This window comes from Methylobacter sp. (assembly GCF_036845245.1).
Lineage (GTDB): Bacteria > Pseudomonadota > Gammaproteobacteria > Methylococcales > Methylomonadaceae > Methylobacter_A.
The window spans coordinates 13,199-30,911 of record NZ_DAIUEH010000019.1 but is presented as its reverse complement, the minus strand read 5'-3'; the positions used below and the strand labels follow the sequence as shown (position 1 = coordinate 30,911).

The 17,713-nt window shown below is 52.6% G+C and carries 10 protein-coding genes; 5 read left to right on the top strand and 5 right to left on the bottom strand.

Annotation, left to right across the window (positions count from 1 at the left end; genetic code table 11):
• Positions 1–43: 43 nt before the first annotated feature.
• The 5 genes from V7051_RS10010 (at position 44) to V7051_RS09990 (ending at position 6,332) form a co-directional block, all read left to right on the top strand.
• The gene (locus V7051_RS10010; RefSeq protein ID WP_333874816.1) at positions 44–1,354 is read left to right on the top strand and encodes a WecB/TagA/CpsF family glycosyltransferase; all 1,311 of its coding nucleotides are present in this window, start codon (positions 44–46) and stop codon (positions 1,352–1,354) included.
• Positions 1,355–1,409: 55 nt separating this feature from the next.
• On the top strand, positions 1,410–2,366 hold the full coding sequence (locus V7051_RS10005; RefSeq protein ID WP_333874815.1) for a glycosyltransferase family 2 protein: 957 nt from the start codon (positions 1,410–1,412) through the stop codon (positions 2,364–2,366).
• A 194-nt stretch (positions 2,367–2,560) separates the two neighbouring features.
• On the top strand, positions 2,561–3,562 hold the full coding sequence (locus V7051_RS10000; protein ID WP_333874814.1) for a glycoside hydrolase family 5 protein: 1,002 nt from the start codon (positions 2,561–2,563) through the stop codon (positions 3,560–3,562).
• A gap of 50 nt (positions 3,563–3,612) precedes the next feature.
• A complete protein-coding gene (locus V7051_RS09995; protein ID WP_333874813.1) occupies positions 3,613–4,725 on the top strand; it encodes an acyltransferase family protein in 1,113 nt (370 codons plus the stop codon).
• A 278-nt stretch (positions 4,726–5,003) separates the two neighbouring features.
• Entirely contained in the window at positions 5,004–6,332 is a 1,329-nt protein-coding gene (locus tag V7051_RS09990; protein ID WP_333874812.1) for a UDP-glucose dehydrogenase family protein, read from the top strand.
• A gap of 226 nt (positions 6,333–6,558) precedes the next feature.
• On the opposite strand, the gene V7051_RS09985 is transcribed toward V7051_RS09990, so the two are convergent.
• The 5 genes from V7051_RS09985 to V7051_RS09965 all read right to left on the bottom strand — a co-directional run bounded on the left by V7051_RS09985 (position 6,559) and on the right by V7051_RS09965 (position 17,681).
• Positions 6,559–9,669: an efflux RND transporter permease subunit gene (locus V7051_RS09985; RefSeq protein WP_333874811.1), complete on the bottom strand. Its 3,111-nt coding sequence runs from the start codon at positions 9,667–9,669 to the stop codon at positions 6,559–6,561.
• Positions 9,666–10,775: an efflux RND transporter periplasmic adaptor subunit gene (locus V7051_RS09980; protein ID WP_333874810.1), complete on the bottom strand. Its 1,110-nt coding sequence runs from the start codon at positions 10,773–10,775 to the stop codon at positions 9,666–9,668. Before V7051_RS09980 ends, V7051_RS09985 begins: the two co-directional genes overlap by 4 nt.
• A complete protein-coding gene (locus tag V7051_RS09975; protein ID WP_333874809.1) occupies positions 10,772–12,334 on the bottom strand; it encodes an efflux transporter outer membrane subunit in 1,563 nt (520 codons plus the stop codon). Before V7051_RS09975 ends, V7051_RS09980 begins: the two co-directional genes overlap by 4 nt.
• Positions 12,327–12,992: a CerR family C-terminal domain-containing protein gene (locus V7051_RS09970; RefSeq protein ID WP_333874808.1), complete on the bottom strand. Its 666-nt coding sequence runs from the start codon at positions 12,990–12,992 to the stop codon at positions 12,327–12,329. The genes V7051_RS09975 and V7051_RS09970 overlap by 8 nt, the downstream gene beginning before the upstream one ends.
• A 357-nt stretch (positions 12,993–13,349) precedes the next feature.
• Positions 13,350–17,681, bottom strand: coding sequence for a DEAD/DEAH box helicase (locus V7051_RS09965; protein ID WP_333874807.1), 4,332 nt, complete (start codon positions 17,679–17,681; stop codon positions 13,350–13,352).
• Positions 17,682–17,713: the final 32 nt, after the last annotated feature.

The window sequence follows — 17,713 nt, the reverse complement described above, 5'->3', positions numbered from 1 at the left end:
GCATATTTAAACAGAAGTGCAATCGCAATATTAAAGAGATGCTATGAATAAAAATACCCTTCCAGTGATTGAGGAACAAGCCAGGCCTGATTCGCTTTCGATTAAAAGCCGCGGAGTCTTGGATTTAGATGTTGCGCTGATGATACGTGAGGAAGTTCTGGCCCGGCTTGAGTCCAGGCTCAAACAGAGGCTTCCGGTGACTCAGGAACCAACCAGGTACGATCCGCTTTCGATTGCAAGCCGTGGCGTCTTGGATTTAGATGCGGCGGTAATCACATGCGAGGAAGTCTTAGCCCAGCTTGAATCAATACTCAAGCAGAGGATTCCGGTGATTGAGGAACAAACCGGCTCTGATTCGTTTTCGATTGAAAGCCGTGGCATCTTGGATTTAGATGCTGCCGTGAGCACATGTGGGGAAGTCTTGGCTCAGCTTGAGTCCAGGTTCAAGCAGGTAACTCCGGTGAGTGAGGGACAAACCAGCCCCGATTCACTGTCGATTGCCATGGACTTAGATGCTGCCGTGATCACGTGTGGGGAAGTTTTAGCCCAGCTTGAGTCAACACTCAAGCTGAGGATTCCTGCGATTGAAGAACAAACCAGCCCTGATTCGCTTGCGATTGAAAGCCGTGGCGTCTTTGGTTTGGAGGTTGCCGTGATGACGCGAGAGGAAGCTTTAGTCCTGCTTGAGGCCAGACTCAAGCAGAAAATTCCGGTGCGATTGGCGTTTTTGAATGCCAATCTTGCAAATGTTGCCTATGAAGATACCCGGCTTCGAAACATGCTCAACCGGTTTTTACTGCTTAACGATGGATCGGGCATCAACTTGGCCAGCAAACTGCTTTATCGGCAAGCGTTTCCAGACAACCTTAACGGTACGGATTTCACGCCCTATTTTCTCGACCATTGCGCTACGCCTTTACGTATTTTTCTATTGGGCGCTAGTGCAGATGTGATTACCCGTTGCGCGGATGTTTTCGCTAAGCGTTGGCTTCATCACACTATCGTCGGCTATCAGCACGGATTTTTTTCCAAAGCGGAAGAAAAGTACGTGATAGACAGGATAAGGGCCGCTAGCCCTACTCTTGTTCTTGTCGCAATGGGCAATGGCTTGCAAGAACGCTGGATCGAACGATTAGTGCCGGACGTTACCGTGTCTGCATGGGGAGTTGGGGCGCTTTTTGATTTCCTTTGTAATGAAGTTCAGCGGGCGCCGGCTTGGATGCGCCGGCTGGGGATTGAGTGGGTATACCGGTTGTTGCAGGAGCCCGGAAGAATGTGGCGGAGATATGTGTTGGGTAATCCAAAATTTATTGTGCGTGTGTTGAGAGAATTTGGATTAAAAGTTTTCGGATGATGGTCATAAAAAATGACGTCAAATCGTATTGAATAAATAGTGAAAATGAGGATTTATGATTAATGTTGCTGTAATTATCATCACCTATCGTCGCCCGCAGGGCTTGATTCGGGTTCTGGAAGGATTGGATCGACAACAATGCCATGATCAATCACGCGGTTTCCGCGTGACGGCCATCGTTGTCGATAATGACAAGGAAGGTTCGGCTAAAGCCAGTATAGAACTGTTCCAATTAGGCAGTACGTTGGACGTTCACTATATCTCCGAGCCCGCGCAAGGCATTCCCATCGCACGCAATACGGGCATGGCTGTGGTGCAGGATGATGCCGAGTTCTTTTGTTTCATCGATGATGATGAGTGGCCGGGCGATACCTGGATTGACGAATTGCTGAAAACGCAACGCGCGACTGGTGCGGATTGTGTGCTTGGCGCGGTCATTCCTGTCTACCCCGAATCCGCGCCGCAGTGGTTAGTTAAAAGCCGGGTCTTTGATAGTTGGCAATTTGCCGATCAAGCGCAGCTGAGGGAAGCGGCTACTAATAACGTATTGATCTCGCGTGCATTCATCCGTAAAACCCGGCATCGTTTTGACGAGCGTATGCGAATGACGGGAGGTTCCGACTTTATGTTTTTCCGTAAGGCCGTTGCTTTGGGCATGCGTATCGTATGGTCGGCCGGTGCCCCTGTGTACGAAGAAGTTCCTATGAGCCGTTTGAAGATGAGGTGGATTGTTCAGCGACAGTATCGCTTAGGAAATACTTTTTCAGTGACTGAGCGACTCGACGGAACACCGGTGAGCTTGGTTAAACTGGTAGCGTTTAAAGGCTTCATGCGAATGGGCTTTGGGGTTGCTATGTTGCCGGGGTTACTTTTTTCATCCTATTATGGGATGCGCGCGATCACTCATATCCTTCGGGGCGCCGGTACTGTTGCCGGTGCCTTTGGTCATGCACATCAGGAATATTCACCGGTCAATGTAGCGCTGGATCGCTCGGAACAGCCCTCGAAATAATAGGCACGGGGTGATAAGCGATCTTATTCATGAAAGCGAATGCCTTGTCAGTCACTGCTGGATGAGTTGCTAAATCAGGCCTGGGAATTGCCGGGTCTAGCCCAAGTATAGCGCTAGACTTGGTGAATAGATGAAGTCTAAAAAAGTGTGCCTTACCTTAATCAAATACAACAAATTATTCGGGAGTTGCTGACATGTTCAAATTAATCGTATTTATTATAATCCAAGCCTATTGGCTTTATTCCCCAGTTGCCATGGCTGCGGGGTGCGTATCACCGGAACGTGGTATCAATTTGGCAGGCGCCGAATTCGGCCCCAACCGGATTCCCGGCGTTGTAAATTACGATTACAGATTTCCCACGCCGGCCAAGATTCAGTATTACGACGAAGCCGGGTTCAATGCGATTCGTTTTCCTTTCATTTGGGAGCGGCTCCAGCCCGTGCTGTACAGACCACTGGATCCCGCCTATCTGGCCGGGATCGTCAAGGTTCTGGACGATGCCTCCTTGCGGAATCAGCATGTCGTGCTGGATTTGCATAACTATGGTCGCTACCGTGGAAATATTGTCGGTACAGCGGCCGTTCCTGCGAAGGCATTTAACGACCTATGGAAACGGCTTGCCGGAGCCATAGGCAATCACCGTGCCTTACTTGCCTATGGGCTGATGAATGAGCCTCACGATACCGGGGGGCGTTGGCCTCAGGTGGCCCAGGCGGGTGTCGATGGCGTCAGGATGGTTGACTCCTCCCATTATATTTATGTGGCAGGCGAGGGCTGGAGTAATGCTCACCGCTGGCCTAGCGTTAACCCTCAACCTTTTGTTACCGATCCCAGCGGGCTGGTGGTGTACGAAGCCCATGCCTATTTTGATGCTGATTACACCGGCCATTATTTGGCCCCTCTTGATGGTAGCGTCAATTTGCCGCTGCTGGTAGAAAAGCGCTTGCAGCCTTTTATCGATTGGCTCAAAAAATATGGGCAGCGTGGTGTGATCGGCGAGTGGGGGGTACCTGGGAATGATCCAAGGTGGTTGCTTGCGCTGGATAAATTTTTGGATATGACTGATCAGAATTGTTTGGGTTGGTTTTATTGGGCCGGTGGCATGTGGTGGTCAGATGCCTATCCGCTGTCCTTAGAGCCGATTGGTGGCGTTGATCGTCCCCAAATGCAACGAATTCGCCCAAGATTGCAGTGAAAAATTGAACGATGCAAGCTGCTTTTTCATTAAATATTTTTAGGAATGTTGTGAACACTATTTTAATTCAATGCGAAGCGAACAAATCGCAGGGTGGAGTCAATAAAACAGCTCCACATTATGCGTCGCTGGATCTTTTAAGGGGCGTTGCTGCACTTTGCGTCCTGCTGTATCACACGGACTTTCTTTTTGATGCCAGAGGAATAATCCTACCCAAAGCTTATTTATGCGTGGATTTTTTCTTTGCTCTTAGCGGTTTTGTGATCGCAGCTAATTATTCAGTAGAAGCTAGGCCTAAAATATTCTTCAGGCAGTTTTTAATAGCTCGAGTAGCGCGCTTATGGCCTTTATTAGCAGCTTCAGTATCCATTGGGTTTCTTGTGATGGGGGCAAAACTTTATCAAGACTTTCACTATTTTGATACGCTTCCTGTCATTGGAACGGTGGTTTTTAACGGTTTAATGCTACCCAGTTTTTTTCAACCGTATTCAATTGACAGGCTCTATATTTTTAATGGTGCGGCTTGGTCAATATTTTTTGAGTTGATGATTAATATTGTTTATTTTATTTTTTTTCGGAAATTGCTAAATAAATATTTGCTGATTGTACTTTTAGTCTCGTGGTGCGCTTTGTTTTGGAGTGCATTTTCAAACCAAGGTTTGGATGTTGGCTGGTCGAGCCAAAATTTTATTTATGGTTTTGCTCGAGTGTTTTACTCCTTTATTCTCGGATTAGTGATTTTCAGCGGCGGAGTATTTGAGCGATTTAGGGGGTCGGCCTTCTGGCTTGTTTTGATGGCGATTTTGTTTGTTTCTACGCTGCAATTCGACTTGGGATGGATTTACGACCTCATCATTATAACGCTTGTTTTTCCAGTGATCCTTATCGTTAGCGTTAACGCCAACGTTGTCGGTAATACTAAAGCAATCGCTCAATTTATCGGAGATATATCGTACTCTGTCTATCTCTTGCAAACGCCGTTTATTGTTTTATTTTCCGGTTTGTCTGTGGTTTTTTGGGGAGCAAAGATTGGCGTATTTACTCCGACTGCGGGCTATGTTTTTTTGATGCTGTTTATTCCGTGTTGTTATTTTTGCTGGCGATATTTTGAAATACCGTCCCAGGGAGCTATCAAGGCGGTTTTTATAAAATCAAGGAAATAATATATGTGTTGTTTCGATGAAGAGAATAATCGGACGTGTACTCTTCACGCTCCAGAAAATCTAGCGCTTAAGCTTAGAAGTCTATTGAATCTAATCCGCCGCAGGAACGGGCAATTGAGGTATTAGTCGGTATCGAAACAAAATAATGGCTCATAATCCATGTCATCAGTAATTACTGACTTGGATAATAGAGTGGGGTTGCCCTGAGTTTCGGAATATCCAAAAATTAGAGTCAATCAAAAATGTTTTCTCAATCAATTAAAATTTAGGACGTAGTAATGAAAGTAACGGTATTTGGTTCTGGCTATGTAGGCTTAGTAACAGGCGTTTGTTTAGCCGAGGTTGGGAATGATGTGGTTTGTATCGATGTCGATCAAGAAAAAATCGACAACTTAAAAAAAGGTATTATCCCAATTTATGAGCCGGGTTTAGAAGCGTTGGTCATAGAAAATCAGCAAGCCGGCCGGATAAGGTTCACCACTGATATACAAGAAGCAGTTAGTCATGGTGTGTTCCAATTCATTGCGGTGGGGACTCCTCCTGATGAAGATGGTGCGGCGGATTTACAATATGTTTTAGCTGTCGCTAAATCGATTGCTGAAAATATGACCGAATATCGTATTGTCGTTGATAAATCGACGGTACCTGTCGGCACCGCCGATAGAGTGAAAGAAGTCATGCTTCAAGTTCAGAACGAACGTGGCGCTAATGTTGATTTTGATGTGGTGTCAAATCCTGAGTTTCTAAAAGAAGGCGCTGCGATTACTGACTTTATGAAGCCTGACAGAATTGTTGTGGGAACGGATAATCCAAGAACGGCGGAATTATTAAAAGCGCTTTATGCGCCATTTAATCGTAATCACGACAGAGTCATCGTCATGGATATTCGTTCAGCCGAACTCACTAAGTATGCGGCTAATGCAATGCTGGCAACCAAAATTAGCTTTATGAATGAACTGGCCAATCTAGCCGAATTGTTAGGCGCAGATATCGAACATGTCAGAACCGGCATAGGCTCCGATTCACGCATAGGTTATTCTTTTATCTATCCCGGCTGTGGTTACGGTGGTTCTTGTTTTCCTAAAGATGTCAAAGCCCTGGAGCGTACTGCAAAACAGGTTGGATATAATGCGGAATTACTCAATGCCGTCGAAAATGTTAACGATCGTCAAAAACGAGTCATTATTACTAAAGTGCTGCAACATTATAACGGCGATGTTAAAGGAAAAGTTTTTGCACTTTGGGGGCTGGCATTTAAGCCTAAAACAGATGATATGAGGGAAGCGCCGAGTCGCGTCATATTGGAAGCATTAATTAATGCAGGTGCGAGCATTCAAGCTTTCGATCCGGAAGCGATGGAAGAAGCAAAACGAATTTATGGCGATAAGCCTGGTCTGAGCTTGGCTAAAACAGCCGATGAAGCATTACAGGGCGCAAATGCATTAATCATTGTGACAGAATGGAAAAACTTTTGGAGCCCTGATTTTGACCATATAAAAAACACCTTGAAAGATAGTGTGATCTTTGACGGAAGAAACCTATATCAGCCTGAATTACTTAAAAAACAAGGTATTGCTTATTATGGAATTGGCCGGGCGAATAATTGATTTGGTTAGACACGTTTGGAAATGAGGAATAAATGACGGTGGCGGCGTGTGGAGCAGTCTGTGTCGGTTCGCACATGATGAAAAATGCGCCTCGCCGAAGGGCATAGCAGGCTAAGGCCGTTAGCGCCGGTCGGAAAGCGGCCATTAGTGACATTGGAAGTAACCCGCCGCCGGGGCCACAGGCCGAAGTGCTTAATCAGATCGTTCCCGGATTTTACATGCGGCATCAACCAGCAGCACCCGGTTTAGCGCCTAATGCTTTGGCGGGGGCATAGCGCCGCCAAAATGCCTTGATTACATTATTGAAATCATCCAAATAGGTATACGCCACCGGGATCACCAACAGGCAGAGCAAGGTGGAAGTCACCAAGCCGCCGATCACGGCGACCGCCATCGGACTGCGAAAGGATGAATCCACGCCTCCCATGCCAAGCGCAATCGGCAACATACCGGCACCCATCGCGATGGTGGTCATAACGATAGGGCGGGCGCGTTTCCGGCAGGCATCCAGCAGCGCATCCATTCGAGACATGCCATGATCCCGCCGGGCAACAATCGCATACTCGACCAGCAATATGGAATTCTTGGTGGCAATACCCATTAGCATAATCAGTCCGATCAGCGACGGCATCGAAAACGCTTTGCCGGTTAACAGCAGCGCGACAAAACCGCCGCCGAAAGAAAGCGGCAACGCAGCCAAAATGGTGATCGGTTGTAATAACTCTTTGAACAACAGCACCAGTACGATGAATATGCACAACACACCGGTCAGCATGGCGAGGCCGAAACTGGCGAAAAGCTCGGCCATCATTTCGGCATCACCAATATTGATCTGCTTTACCCCGGCGGGCAGGTTGCGAATGCTCGGCAAATTTTGCACCGCTGAAGTCACATCCCCTAACGGTAGACCGGAAAGCTCAACTTCAAAATTGATATTGCGTGAGCGATCATAACGATCAATGACCGCAGGCCCGCTGGAAAGCTCCAGATCGGCCACCTGACTCACCATCACCGAACCCGAACCTGCTTTGCCTGACGGCACGGCGAGCCGTTCCAGCACCGAAAGATCGCTGCGTCCATCTGCGGCCAGTTTCACCACCACCGGTACCTGACGCTGGGCAAGATTGAGCTTGGGCAAAGACCAATCGTAATCCCCTAACGTGGCAATGCGCAGCGTCTCTGCGATAGCCGCGGTGGTGACGCCCAGGTCGGCGGCACGGGCAAAATCCGTTCGTACCGCAATTTCAGGCCTTACCAGCGCAGCGCTGGAGGCGATGCTGCCTAGGCCGGGAATAGTCCTAAGATCGCGCTCAACGTTACGGGCGGCGGTGCTTAAGGCCTGAGGATCGTCGCCGCTCAGCACCAGCACGTATTTCTCGCCCGATCCGCCGAGGCCCACTTTGGTGCGCACGCCAGGCAGGTTTTGCAGCGCTTGCCGGATGTTTTGCTCGATGACTTGCTTACGCACAGGCCGATCTTGCCGATTAGCCAGCGTAATCGTCAGCGTGGCTTTACGCACTTCGCCGCCTTGAGAGCCGGCAAGAGGATCGCCGCCGGCTGAACCGCTGCCGATGGTGGTATAAACCGATTTCACATAAGGCACGCTCGCCACCAGTTGGCGGGCGGCTTCCGCCGAGGCACTGGTTTGAGCAAGGCTGGCGCCGGGCGATAATTCGACGAAAACCTGGGTCTGCGGATTATCGTCCGGCGGTATGAATCCCGTGGGCAGTAAAGGAATCAGCAACAAGGACGCGACGAAAAACGCCGCCGCAGCCGCTATCGTGGTCAGGCGATGCTGCAAGCACCAGGCCGCCAGTTTCATATAGTTTTTCATGATGCGCCCTTCCGGCGGCTCGAAGTGGCCGCTGTCTTTCAACAGATAAGCGGCCATCATCGGCGTCAACATCCGCGCCACGACCAGCGAGGCCAGTACTGCCAGCGCGGCTGTCCAGCCGAATTGCTTGAAGAAGCGCCCGGCAACCCCGCTCATGAACGCCGTCGGCAAAAATACCGCAACCAAGGCAAAGGTGGTGGCGACCACCGCCAAGCCGATTTCATCGGCCGCCTGCATCGCCGCTTGGTAGGGCGTTTTACCCATGCGCAAGTGGCGCACTATGTTTTCCACTTCGACAATCGCATCGTCTACCAAAATGCCGACCACCAAGGACAAGGCTAACAAGGTGATGCCATTCAGTGAAAAACCCAGATAGTCCATACCCAAAAAAGCCGGAATTATCGACAACGGCAAGGCTACGGCGGAAATGAAAGTCGCCCGCCAATCTTTTAAAAACAGCCATACGACCAATATCGCCAACAAGGCGCCTTCATAAAGCATGGTCATCGAACCCTGGAATTCTTCCTGGGCCGGGGTGACAAAATTGAACGCCTCGGTAAATTCTATATCCGGGTTGGCAAGGCGCAACTCCGCTAAGGCTTTTTGCACGCCCGCGCCCACTTCGACGTCGCTGGCACCGCGGCTGCGGGTGACTTCAAACGCTACCACCGGTTTGCCGTTAAGCAAAGCCAGGGCTCGAGGCTCCGCCACCGTGTCGTCTATCGTCGCGACCTGCTCGAGCCGGATACTGCGCCCGTCTGCCAATGACAGTTGCAGCGGCCGCATTTCTTCTACCGAAGCAACGTTAGCCAAAGTGCGCAACGGCTGCTCGCCGCTGCCCAAATTAGCCCGCCCGCCGGCGCTTTCTCTTTGTATCGCTCGTAACTGGCGGGAAATATCGGCCGCCGTAGCGCCCAGCGATTGTAATTTGACGGGGTCCAGGGCAATGGTCACTTCCCGGCTAACGCCGCCCACCCGGCTAACTTGGCCCACACCTCGGACACTGAGCAGTTTTTTGGCAATAGTATCTTCTACAAACCAGGACAGCGCTTCGTCATCGCGCTGGGCGGAGGCGGCAGTAAACGCCAGAATCGGGGATCCGGCCAAATCCAGCTTGGTAACGACCGGGTCTCGCAAATCGGCAGGCAGGTCGGAACGCACTTTGGACACGGCGGAGCGTATGTCGTCCAGCGCTTCCTGCACCGGTTTTTCCAGCCGGAACTCGGCAGTGATCGTGACGCTGCCATCCTGCACTTTAGTGGTGATATGCTTTAGACCTTGCAAGGTGGCGACAGCGTTTTCGATCTTACGCGCCACTTCGCTTTCCAGCTGGGACGGCGAGGCGCCGGGCAATGATGCGGTGACCGTCACAGTAGGCAAATCCAGATCCGGCATATTTTGAACTTTCATCGACTGAAAACTCAACATCCCTCCGAAACTCAACAGCACAAACAACATCAACGCCGGAATGGGGTTGCGGATACACCATGAGGAGACGTTCATGGCTGCACCACCTGCACAGTATCGCCATCGGCCAGGAACGAGGCGCCGCTGGCGACTATCTTATCCCCCGGCTTGAGCCCCGAAAGTATTTCCAGACTGTCACCGATTCTTCGGCCCAGTTGGCTTTTGATCTGGGAGACCTTGACAAGCGAGCCGTTCTGCTCGCCCAGCTTGAAGATATAACTAAAACCTTCCCGCAAAGAGAGCGCAGTCTGAGGAATAGTCAGGCCTGCGTTGACGCCGATCTGGAATTCTCCCTTGGCGAACATTCCTGAGCGCAAGCCGTGCTGGGCGGCTTCGGGTAAATCTACGTAGACCAAACCATTGCGGCTCTTTTCGTCCAACGTCGGCGCCAGTGCGCGAATCTTGCCCTTGATGCTGCCAACATTGGGCACATCGACGCTGACAGGGATGCCGAGTTTGAGCTGCGCCATTTCGGCCGCGGTGACTTCACCCCGCCATTCCAGCCGGTTTTGCCGGATCATCCGAAATAGCTCCTGGCCCTTTGCCGCGACAGCCCCCAATGTGGCGCTACGGGAAGAAATAACCCCGTCATCGCTGGCTAAAACCTTGGTATATTTCAGCCGCAACAATTGCGAATCCAACTGCGCTTTGGCTGATTGAACCTTGGCATTAGCCGTTTTTTCGCCGGTGAGATATTGATTCACTTGTTGGCTGCTCAGGGCTCCGGAAGCAGAGATCTGTTTAGCCCGCTCGGCGTTATCGCGTGCATCGGCCAAGTTAGCCTCGGCTTCGGCCAGCGCTGCCCGGCTTTGGGCGACATCGGCTAAAACGCTCTCGTCGGAAAAAACCGCCAGCACCTGGCCTTTCTTTACTGTTTGTCCCACCTGCACATTCACTTCGACCAAACGCAGGTCGCTTATTTCAGAGCCGATAATGGCCTCCTGCCATGCGGCTATCGAACCGTTGGCAGTCAGTGTCATAGGAATATCGATCATGACGGGCTGCACTACCGTAACGCTGAGCGCAGGCTTAGGCGCCAAAGCCGTATTGGCGGCAGGTTGGTTGCTACGTCCGGCGAAAATGCCTATGCCGACCAATACGATTATGGCTGTCAGGAGGGCAGCTATTTTTCCTTTTGTCATGATTTTCCTTCGTTGAAATCGATTTGATGATTTAACAATTGATTTGGTTTGTCGGGCTTGCTGTTGCCCGGAACAAAAGAGCTTGCAGCATCCACTTTCCGGGTATTTTCAGGTTCATCCCAACTTCCACCGGCTGCACGGTAGAGGGCAATCCAGGCGCTTACCTGTTCCTGCTCCAGTTCTTTAACGGCCATTTCAGCGGACAGAACGTTACGCCGGGCCGTTTCGACGTCGATCAAATTACCTAAGCCGACTTGGTAAAGTTGTTGGACAGCCAGAAAATTTGCCCGATAACCGGTGACAGCCTTGCGACCTTCGGGTAAGCGTTGGCTGGCGCTGTCTAAGCGCACCAAAGCGTCTTCCACTTCTTTGACCGCCGTGCGCACCTTGCTGCGAAACGTGCTTTCGGCGGCCTGATATTGGACTCGCGCCGCTTCCACATCCGCAGCCCGCTTACCGGCATCGAACAGCGGCAAGCTGAGCGTCGGACCGATCGCCCAGGTTTGCGCCAGCAAAAGCGCTGATCCGTTAATGTTTTGCAACGTGGGCGTGATGTTGCCGGACAGGCTTAGCTTCGGAAAGCGCTTGGCCTGCTCGACGCCGATTTTGGCGCTGGCCTCCGCAACATCGCGCTCTGCGGCGGCCACGTCGGGCCGTTGCAGCAACACACGGGCAGGCAGGGAATCGATCCGGAACGCCGACGGGCTGGGCAGCTTTGCCACCCGCTCCGGTGCCTCGGTTAACAATTTACGAACTTCTGTTTCCTGTATGCCGGTGAGTGCGACCAAGCCCTTTATCGAGCGTTCGCATTGCGTTTGTTGCTGTAATAAAGTCCTGTTGCCTTCGGCTGCACTGGCATCGGCGAGGGCGACATCCCCCGGCGCACGGAACCCGGCTTTACCTGCTATTTCCGCAAGCCGCGCCGATTCCCGGCGAGAATCGGTATCGGCCTGCACTATTTGCACTTGAGCCTCACAATAGCGATATGCCAAATAAGCATTGGCGACTTCCACCGCCACCGATACGCGGGCGTCGTGCCAGGATGCGTTTCTCGATTCCAGCTGACTGCGGGCCGCTTGCTCCTGCCGCGCCAAACCGCCGAACAGGTCGATTTCCCAACTCGATTGCAGCCCGGCCGGGAACTGGTTCCACAAGAACGGAGCGCCGCCAAAGGAAGAAGAGGAGCGTTTTGCGCCGATGCTGGAGTCTATAGTCGGCAATAAGGCCGCATCGGCACCGACGAGGTTGGCTCTGGCCTGCTCGATGCGCGCCCGGGCATCGGCTACTGACGCGCTTTCTTGCTGGGCTGATGCCAAAAAGCGATTCAGAACCGGATCTTGAAAACGATCCCACCACCGGCTTAAATCCATCGAGTCGCCTTGGTGTGCAGTAGGTAAGTTATTTCCGGGTGGCTGGGGCGCCTGCCAGTTAGCCTCAGTTGGCAAGGGTGATGTTTGGTAATCGGGCCCCACTGTGGTCAGCAAACCGCTGGAGCCGCACGCTGATAACAGCAACGGCAGAAGATTCCTGCCTAGTATTTGCAGATTTTTATTACTCATGATTGGCTTCTTGTGCGCGGTGCCGGGCCTCGCCTTCGATCATCGAGACGGCGTAACCGGCCAGACGTTCAGCCAAAACATCAATCACTTTTGGCGTGCTCAACAGTTGCGGCGAAATGGCCGCAACAACTTCTTGCCCGACATAAAAATATACGGCCATGCCGACGATGGCAAAAGCCAGCCGATGCACATCCGCATCAATGCGTTGCAGGCCCAAATGTTCTTTAAGCATCGCAACGAGAGCTTCATGTTGCGGTTTGATTTCAGTGTCGATTTCCTGCTGCCAGATTCCGGTCGGTTCGATCATTTCCCGGAAGTGCAGTTTCATCACCAGCCTGACTTCCTCGCCCTTTTTCAGGCATTCAAGAAATTCGGTGAAAAACCTGCCAAGTGCTTCGGCCAGAGGTAGATCTGAGTATGTTGCAATATTGGTGTGGCATTTGGTCTCGCCCATCGGCTCGGTGAACACGACACGATAGAGCCCGGCCTTATCGCCGAAATAGTAGCGGATGGCCGAAATATTTGCCGATGCCGCGTCGCAGATTTCCCTGGTGGTGGCGGCCTCGTAACCTTTTTCGGCAAACAAGCGCAATGCGGCTAAAACCAGCCTGCTGCGTGCATCATGCGTTTCTGTTTCGGTGTTTTCGTTTTTGACCATGCTGCCTCGATAAATTGCTTGCCGTAAAAATAAATCAAACGATTGAATGATATGATTTCAAACAAGCGTTTGATTGTCAATCTTATATTGTTCGCAGTATTTATTAATAGCGATGCTCCTGCAACTGCCCTTGATCTATGGGACTTGGTGGTCCTTTTGATCATTGGTACTTACATCCAATTCACGAACGGAGACTTCTTAGAATGTGGCTATAAATAATTTCCTTGAATTTTTCCAGTTGTAGGGGCGATTTTAATCGCCCTGGGCGAATGAATTCGCCCCTACAGGGCATTCCAAGCCGGAAAGTTATTTCCAACCAAATCCTTATTTGAGGCCTAAAAGGTATGGGCTTAATTGTTACAGATCAAACGGCAGGCGAGCAGTGTGTTGGTAGGCTGCTAAGTTCGGTTTACGCACTAACGCATTTTTAATCCGCCATTCATCCTGCAGTTCAACTTGTACAAGGAAATTGATTTTATTTTGTGCGCTATAGGCAATCGGAATTCCGTCACGGTATAAAATGCGCTGACCCGGCTGGCTTGGTACACGTTGTCCCGGCGTAACCAGGCCGGTTAAATTCAACGGGTCGGCAGCGCTGATGGCGATGAGATCGCCCTGTTTGGATTGTTTGCGGATTTCTCTGAGGGCGCTTACCGCTTCCGGCAACGCATATTGCTCCCCGGCGAAGCCCTGCACGAAGCGGCCGCCGCGCAGCTCGCCCCGCGCCTCCATGCGCCGGAAGACATATAACAATTCTCGCCATGGGGGCAGAATATCTTCCTGGTCCAGCAGCTTACGAAAGATAATGCCGTAACGGCGCAGCAGGACTCGCGCGATGTGTTCGCAGTGTTGATAGCGGTCGGTTTCGACAGGCTGATTCGACCTATTTAACGACCAGCGGCCGGAGGCGGCGAACGGATCGTGATGCGGATATTTTTTGCTGCGGCGTTGCTGGACTTTCTGAGTCGTAATCAGCGTACGCAAACCCTGGAAACTGTCAGCCGTAATCAGTCCCCAGGCGGCCAGCTCCGCCAGCGCTTCTTCCAGTTGCGATTTGAGCAGGCCGGTTTCTGCCAGCAAGTCCTCGAAGAAACTCGCGCCCCATTGCTTCAGCGCATCGTAGACTTTTCGCCCTTTGCCCGACAAATCCAGCGCCTCATTGGCCGGTAGCGGCGCATAGGCGCGCCAGTGAGGAAGATTTGATCGGCTGATAAAGCTGATTGAGGTGGATTTCCCGGCAGGATTTTTACGTTTGTTCAACGCAGTCCCGCTAGGAGCTTGCAAACGCAGCCAGGTGATTTTGCCGGAGCTGCACAATTTATCCAGGTCGGAAGACAAATAAAAACGGATTCTGGCCGGCAGAATATCGGCCTCCCAGCTGACGGCAGGAAGACAGAGGCCTTCCAGCTGCAATAGACGCTGTTGCAAGGCGGCTTCTCCTTCGCCGGGATCGTCCAGGCTGTGCCAGCGGAACAGGAAGCGCATGAAATCCGCCGGCGCAACCGGTTCGATTTCAGTGCGCAATTGTTTGAGCGTATAGCGATGAATACGCGCCAGTAAGCCGCGTTCGCACCATTCGGTCGTAGCGCCCTGAGTAAACTTTCCTTGAATCACGAAGCCTTCCTGTTGCAAAGCGATTAAGGCGCGATCAATCGCGGCGATGTCCAACGTCAGCGGGGCAGCCAGTTGCGCTACGGTGACCGGTCCCAAGCCCTCCAGGCGGCTGCGGATGATTTCCCTGACGGCGCTGTCCGGATCGCTGGCTTCATCAGCGACAACCGCTTCGATGGCAGGATGAATCGGGGCCTTCGGAAACAGCAGTTGGAAAACCTCCAAGCGTTCGGCCGCAATCCACAGGCGCATGTCATTGGTAAGGGTCATGACGGTTGCTCGTTTGCTCTTTTGCAGGCTTTCCATCAGGGCGGGCCAGCCGTGGGCAAGATTGTCATGCAAATCCGAAAGCGGGCCGCGTTCTCCTTCGGCTTCGGTCAGAAATCCCAGCACCACCAGCGAATCGTGAAGTTCATCCGGGGTATGGGCTTCCGGCCAGGCTTCGATGCGCACTCTTTCTATGGCCTCGGGGTTCAGGCGGCCGATGTCGGCAGCGCTTTGCGGGTCCATGAAGCGGCGTTGCTGAACCGCAAGAGTCCTGCGTTCCTCGGCCGGGGCATCGTCCAAAAAGGCATAGGGCCGTGCATTCAGTATTTCCAGGGCCAACGGTGAAGGGCTGGCCAAATCCCTGGCAATGACGGTGATCGTTCCCCGTTCGATGCCGGTTAACAGCCGTTCCAGGCCGTCGATGTCCATCAACTCGTGCAAACAGTCGGATAAGGTTTGGTTGACCAGCGGGTGATCGGGAATCTCCCGGTTTCCGGCGATATTTTCCTGGCAGGCGAGCTGATCAGGAAAGACCAGGGCGATAAGGTCTTCGGCATCGTTGCGTTGAAAATAGGCGGGAACTTTCTTGCCTGCGCGGTTGCGCGGCACGGCCAGCGCGGTATTGGCAACCCAGCGCCAGCGCGACGGAAACATCGGGGCGGCTAATAGCGCCTGAATCAGAATGTCTTTGACCGTAGCCGCTTTGAGGTACTGTGCGGGTTCATCCAGCGGAAAACTGTGGGTTGGACCTAGCGACAGCACAATGGTATCTTCGCCGGCAGCGGCCTGTAGTTCGAAGTTGAAGCGGCGGCAGAAGCGTTTTCGCAATGCCAGGCCCCAGGCCCGGTTAATCCGGGAACCGTAAGCCGAGTGGATGACGAAATGCATATCGCCGGTTTCATCGAAAAAGCGTTCGAACACAATTTTCTGCTGCGTAGGCAAGACCGTCAAAGCCGCCTTGGCCGCGGCCAAATATTGCGCCAGTTGTTCCGCCGCGGCATGGGGAAGCTGCAAGTCCTCTTTGAGATAATGGTAAGCCGCATCTTCGCCCTGTTCGAGCTTGGTATCCACGGCCGCGCGTAAATTCGATACGGCAAGCGACAGTTCATCGCTACGGCCGGGCGCTTCACCCATCCAGAACGGGATATTGGGCGGCTGTCCGTGGGCATCTTCAACATAGACGCGGCCCTGTTCTATCTTGAGCATCCGGTACGAGCTGTTGCCCAGTTGGAATATATCGCCCGGCAGGCTTTCAAACGCGAAGTCTTCATTCAAAGTGCCGACAAAAATACCTTCCGGTTGCAATATCACATCGTAATCGAATTGATCGGGTATCGCGCCGCCGTTAACCAGCGCAGTCAGTCCAGCGCCCTTGCGAGGCCGCAGCATGCCGTGAACGGCATCCCGGTGCAGATAGGCGCCACGCCTACCGCGCCGTGTGTGAAAGCCGTCGCTGAGCATTTTGACGACGTCTATAAACTGCTCGTGCGTCAGCTCCCGGTAAGGCCAGGCAGCGGAAAAAGCCTGATAAAGTTCGTTTTCGTGCCACTCGCGGCAGGCAATCTCGGCGACGATTTGCTGCGCCAGTACGTCCAACGGATGATCGGGAATCGAGATATGGTCCAGTTCATCCCGTTGAATTGCCGCCATCATGGCCGTGCATTCCACCAGATCGTCACGCGACAGCGGAAATAGCCGTCCTTTCGGCGTAGCGCCAAGGCGGTGACCGGAGCGCCCAACCCGTTGCAGAAAGGTTGATATCGCATGCGGCGATGCCAGCTGGCAAACCAGATCCACTTCGCCGATATCGATACCCAGCTCTAATGAAGCCGTCGCCACCAGGGCTTTGAGCGTGCCCTGTTTTAAACGCTGCTCCGCTGCCAGCCGGTGTTCCTTGGCCAGGCTGCCGTGATGGGAAGTGACAAATTCTTCGCCCAAGCGTTCGGCCAACGCCGCAGCCACGCGTTCGGCCAGTCGGCGGGTGTTCACAAAAATCAAGGTCGTGCGGTGTTGCTCGATCAGTTGTTCCAAACGATTGTAGATTTCGCCCCAGACTTCCGCCGCCATGACCGCTTCTAGCGGAGAGCCGGTGACTTCTATCTGCAAATCGCGCTGCCGTTTATGGCCGGTATCGATAATCGTGCACTGCGTTGTCTGGGTTCCGGTCAGAAAATGCGCCATCAATTCGACCGGTTTTTGCGTGGCGGATAAACCGATGCGCACTGGCGGCGTTGCTGTCAGTTGTGTCAGGCGTTCCAGTGAGAGCGAAAGATGCGCGCCACGCTTGTTGCCGGCAAGCGCATGAATCTCATCGACGATGACGCTACGCACCGTGCTCAACATCTCGCGTCCTGAGTTCGAGGTTAGCAATATGTAAAGCGATTCCGGCGTGGTGACCAGGATATGCGGCGGATGACGCTTCATCGCCGCGCGTTCCGCCGTCGAGGTATCGCCGGTGCGGGTTTGCGCGCGGATAGCGACATCGGGCAGACCGTTTTCCAACAACGCAAAGCGAATGCCGTTCAGCGGCAGTTCCAGGTTTTTGTGAATGTCGTTAGACAACGCTTTGAGCGGCGATACATAGAGAATCCGGGTTTCATCCGGTAACGGCGATTCCAGTCCCTGTTGCACCAACTGGTCGATGGCCGCAAGAAATGCGGCCAGGGTTTTACCCGAGCCGGTAGGGGCGGCGATCAGTGTGGATTCGCCCGCACGAATCGCAGGCCAAGCCTGGCGTTGAACGTCCGAGGGGGCGTCGAAATGGGCATTGAACCACTGGGCGACGATAGGATGGAACGATGTTAACGGCATGGCATCGGAAGTCGGCTTGAGAATACGGGGTC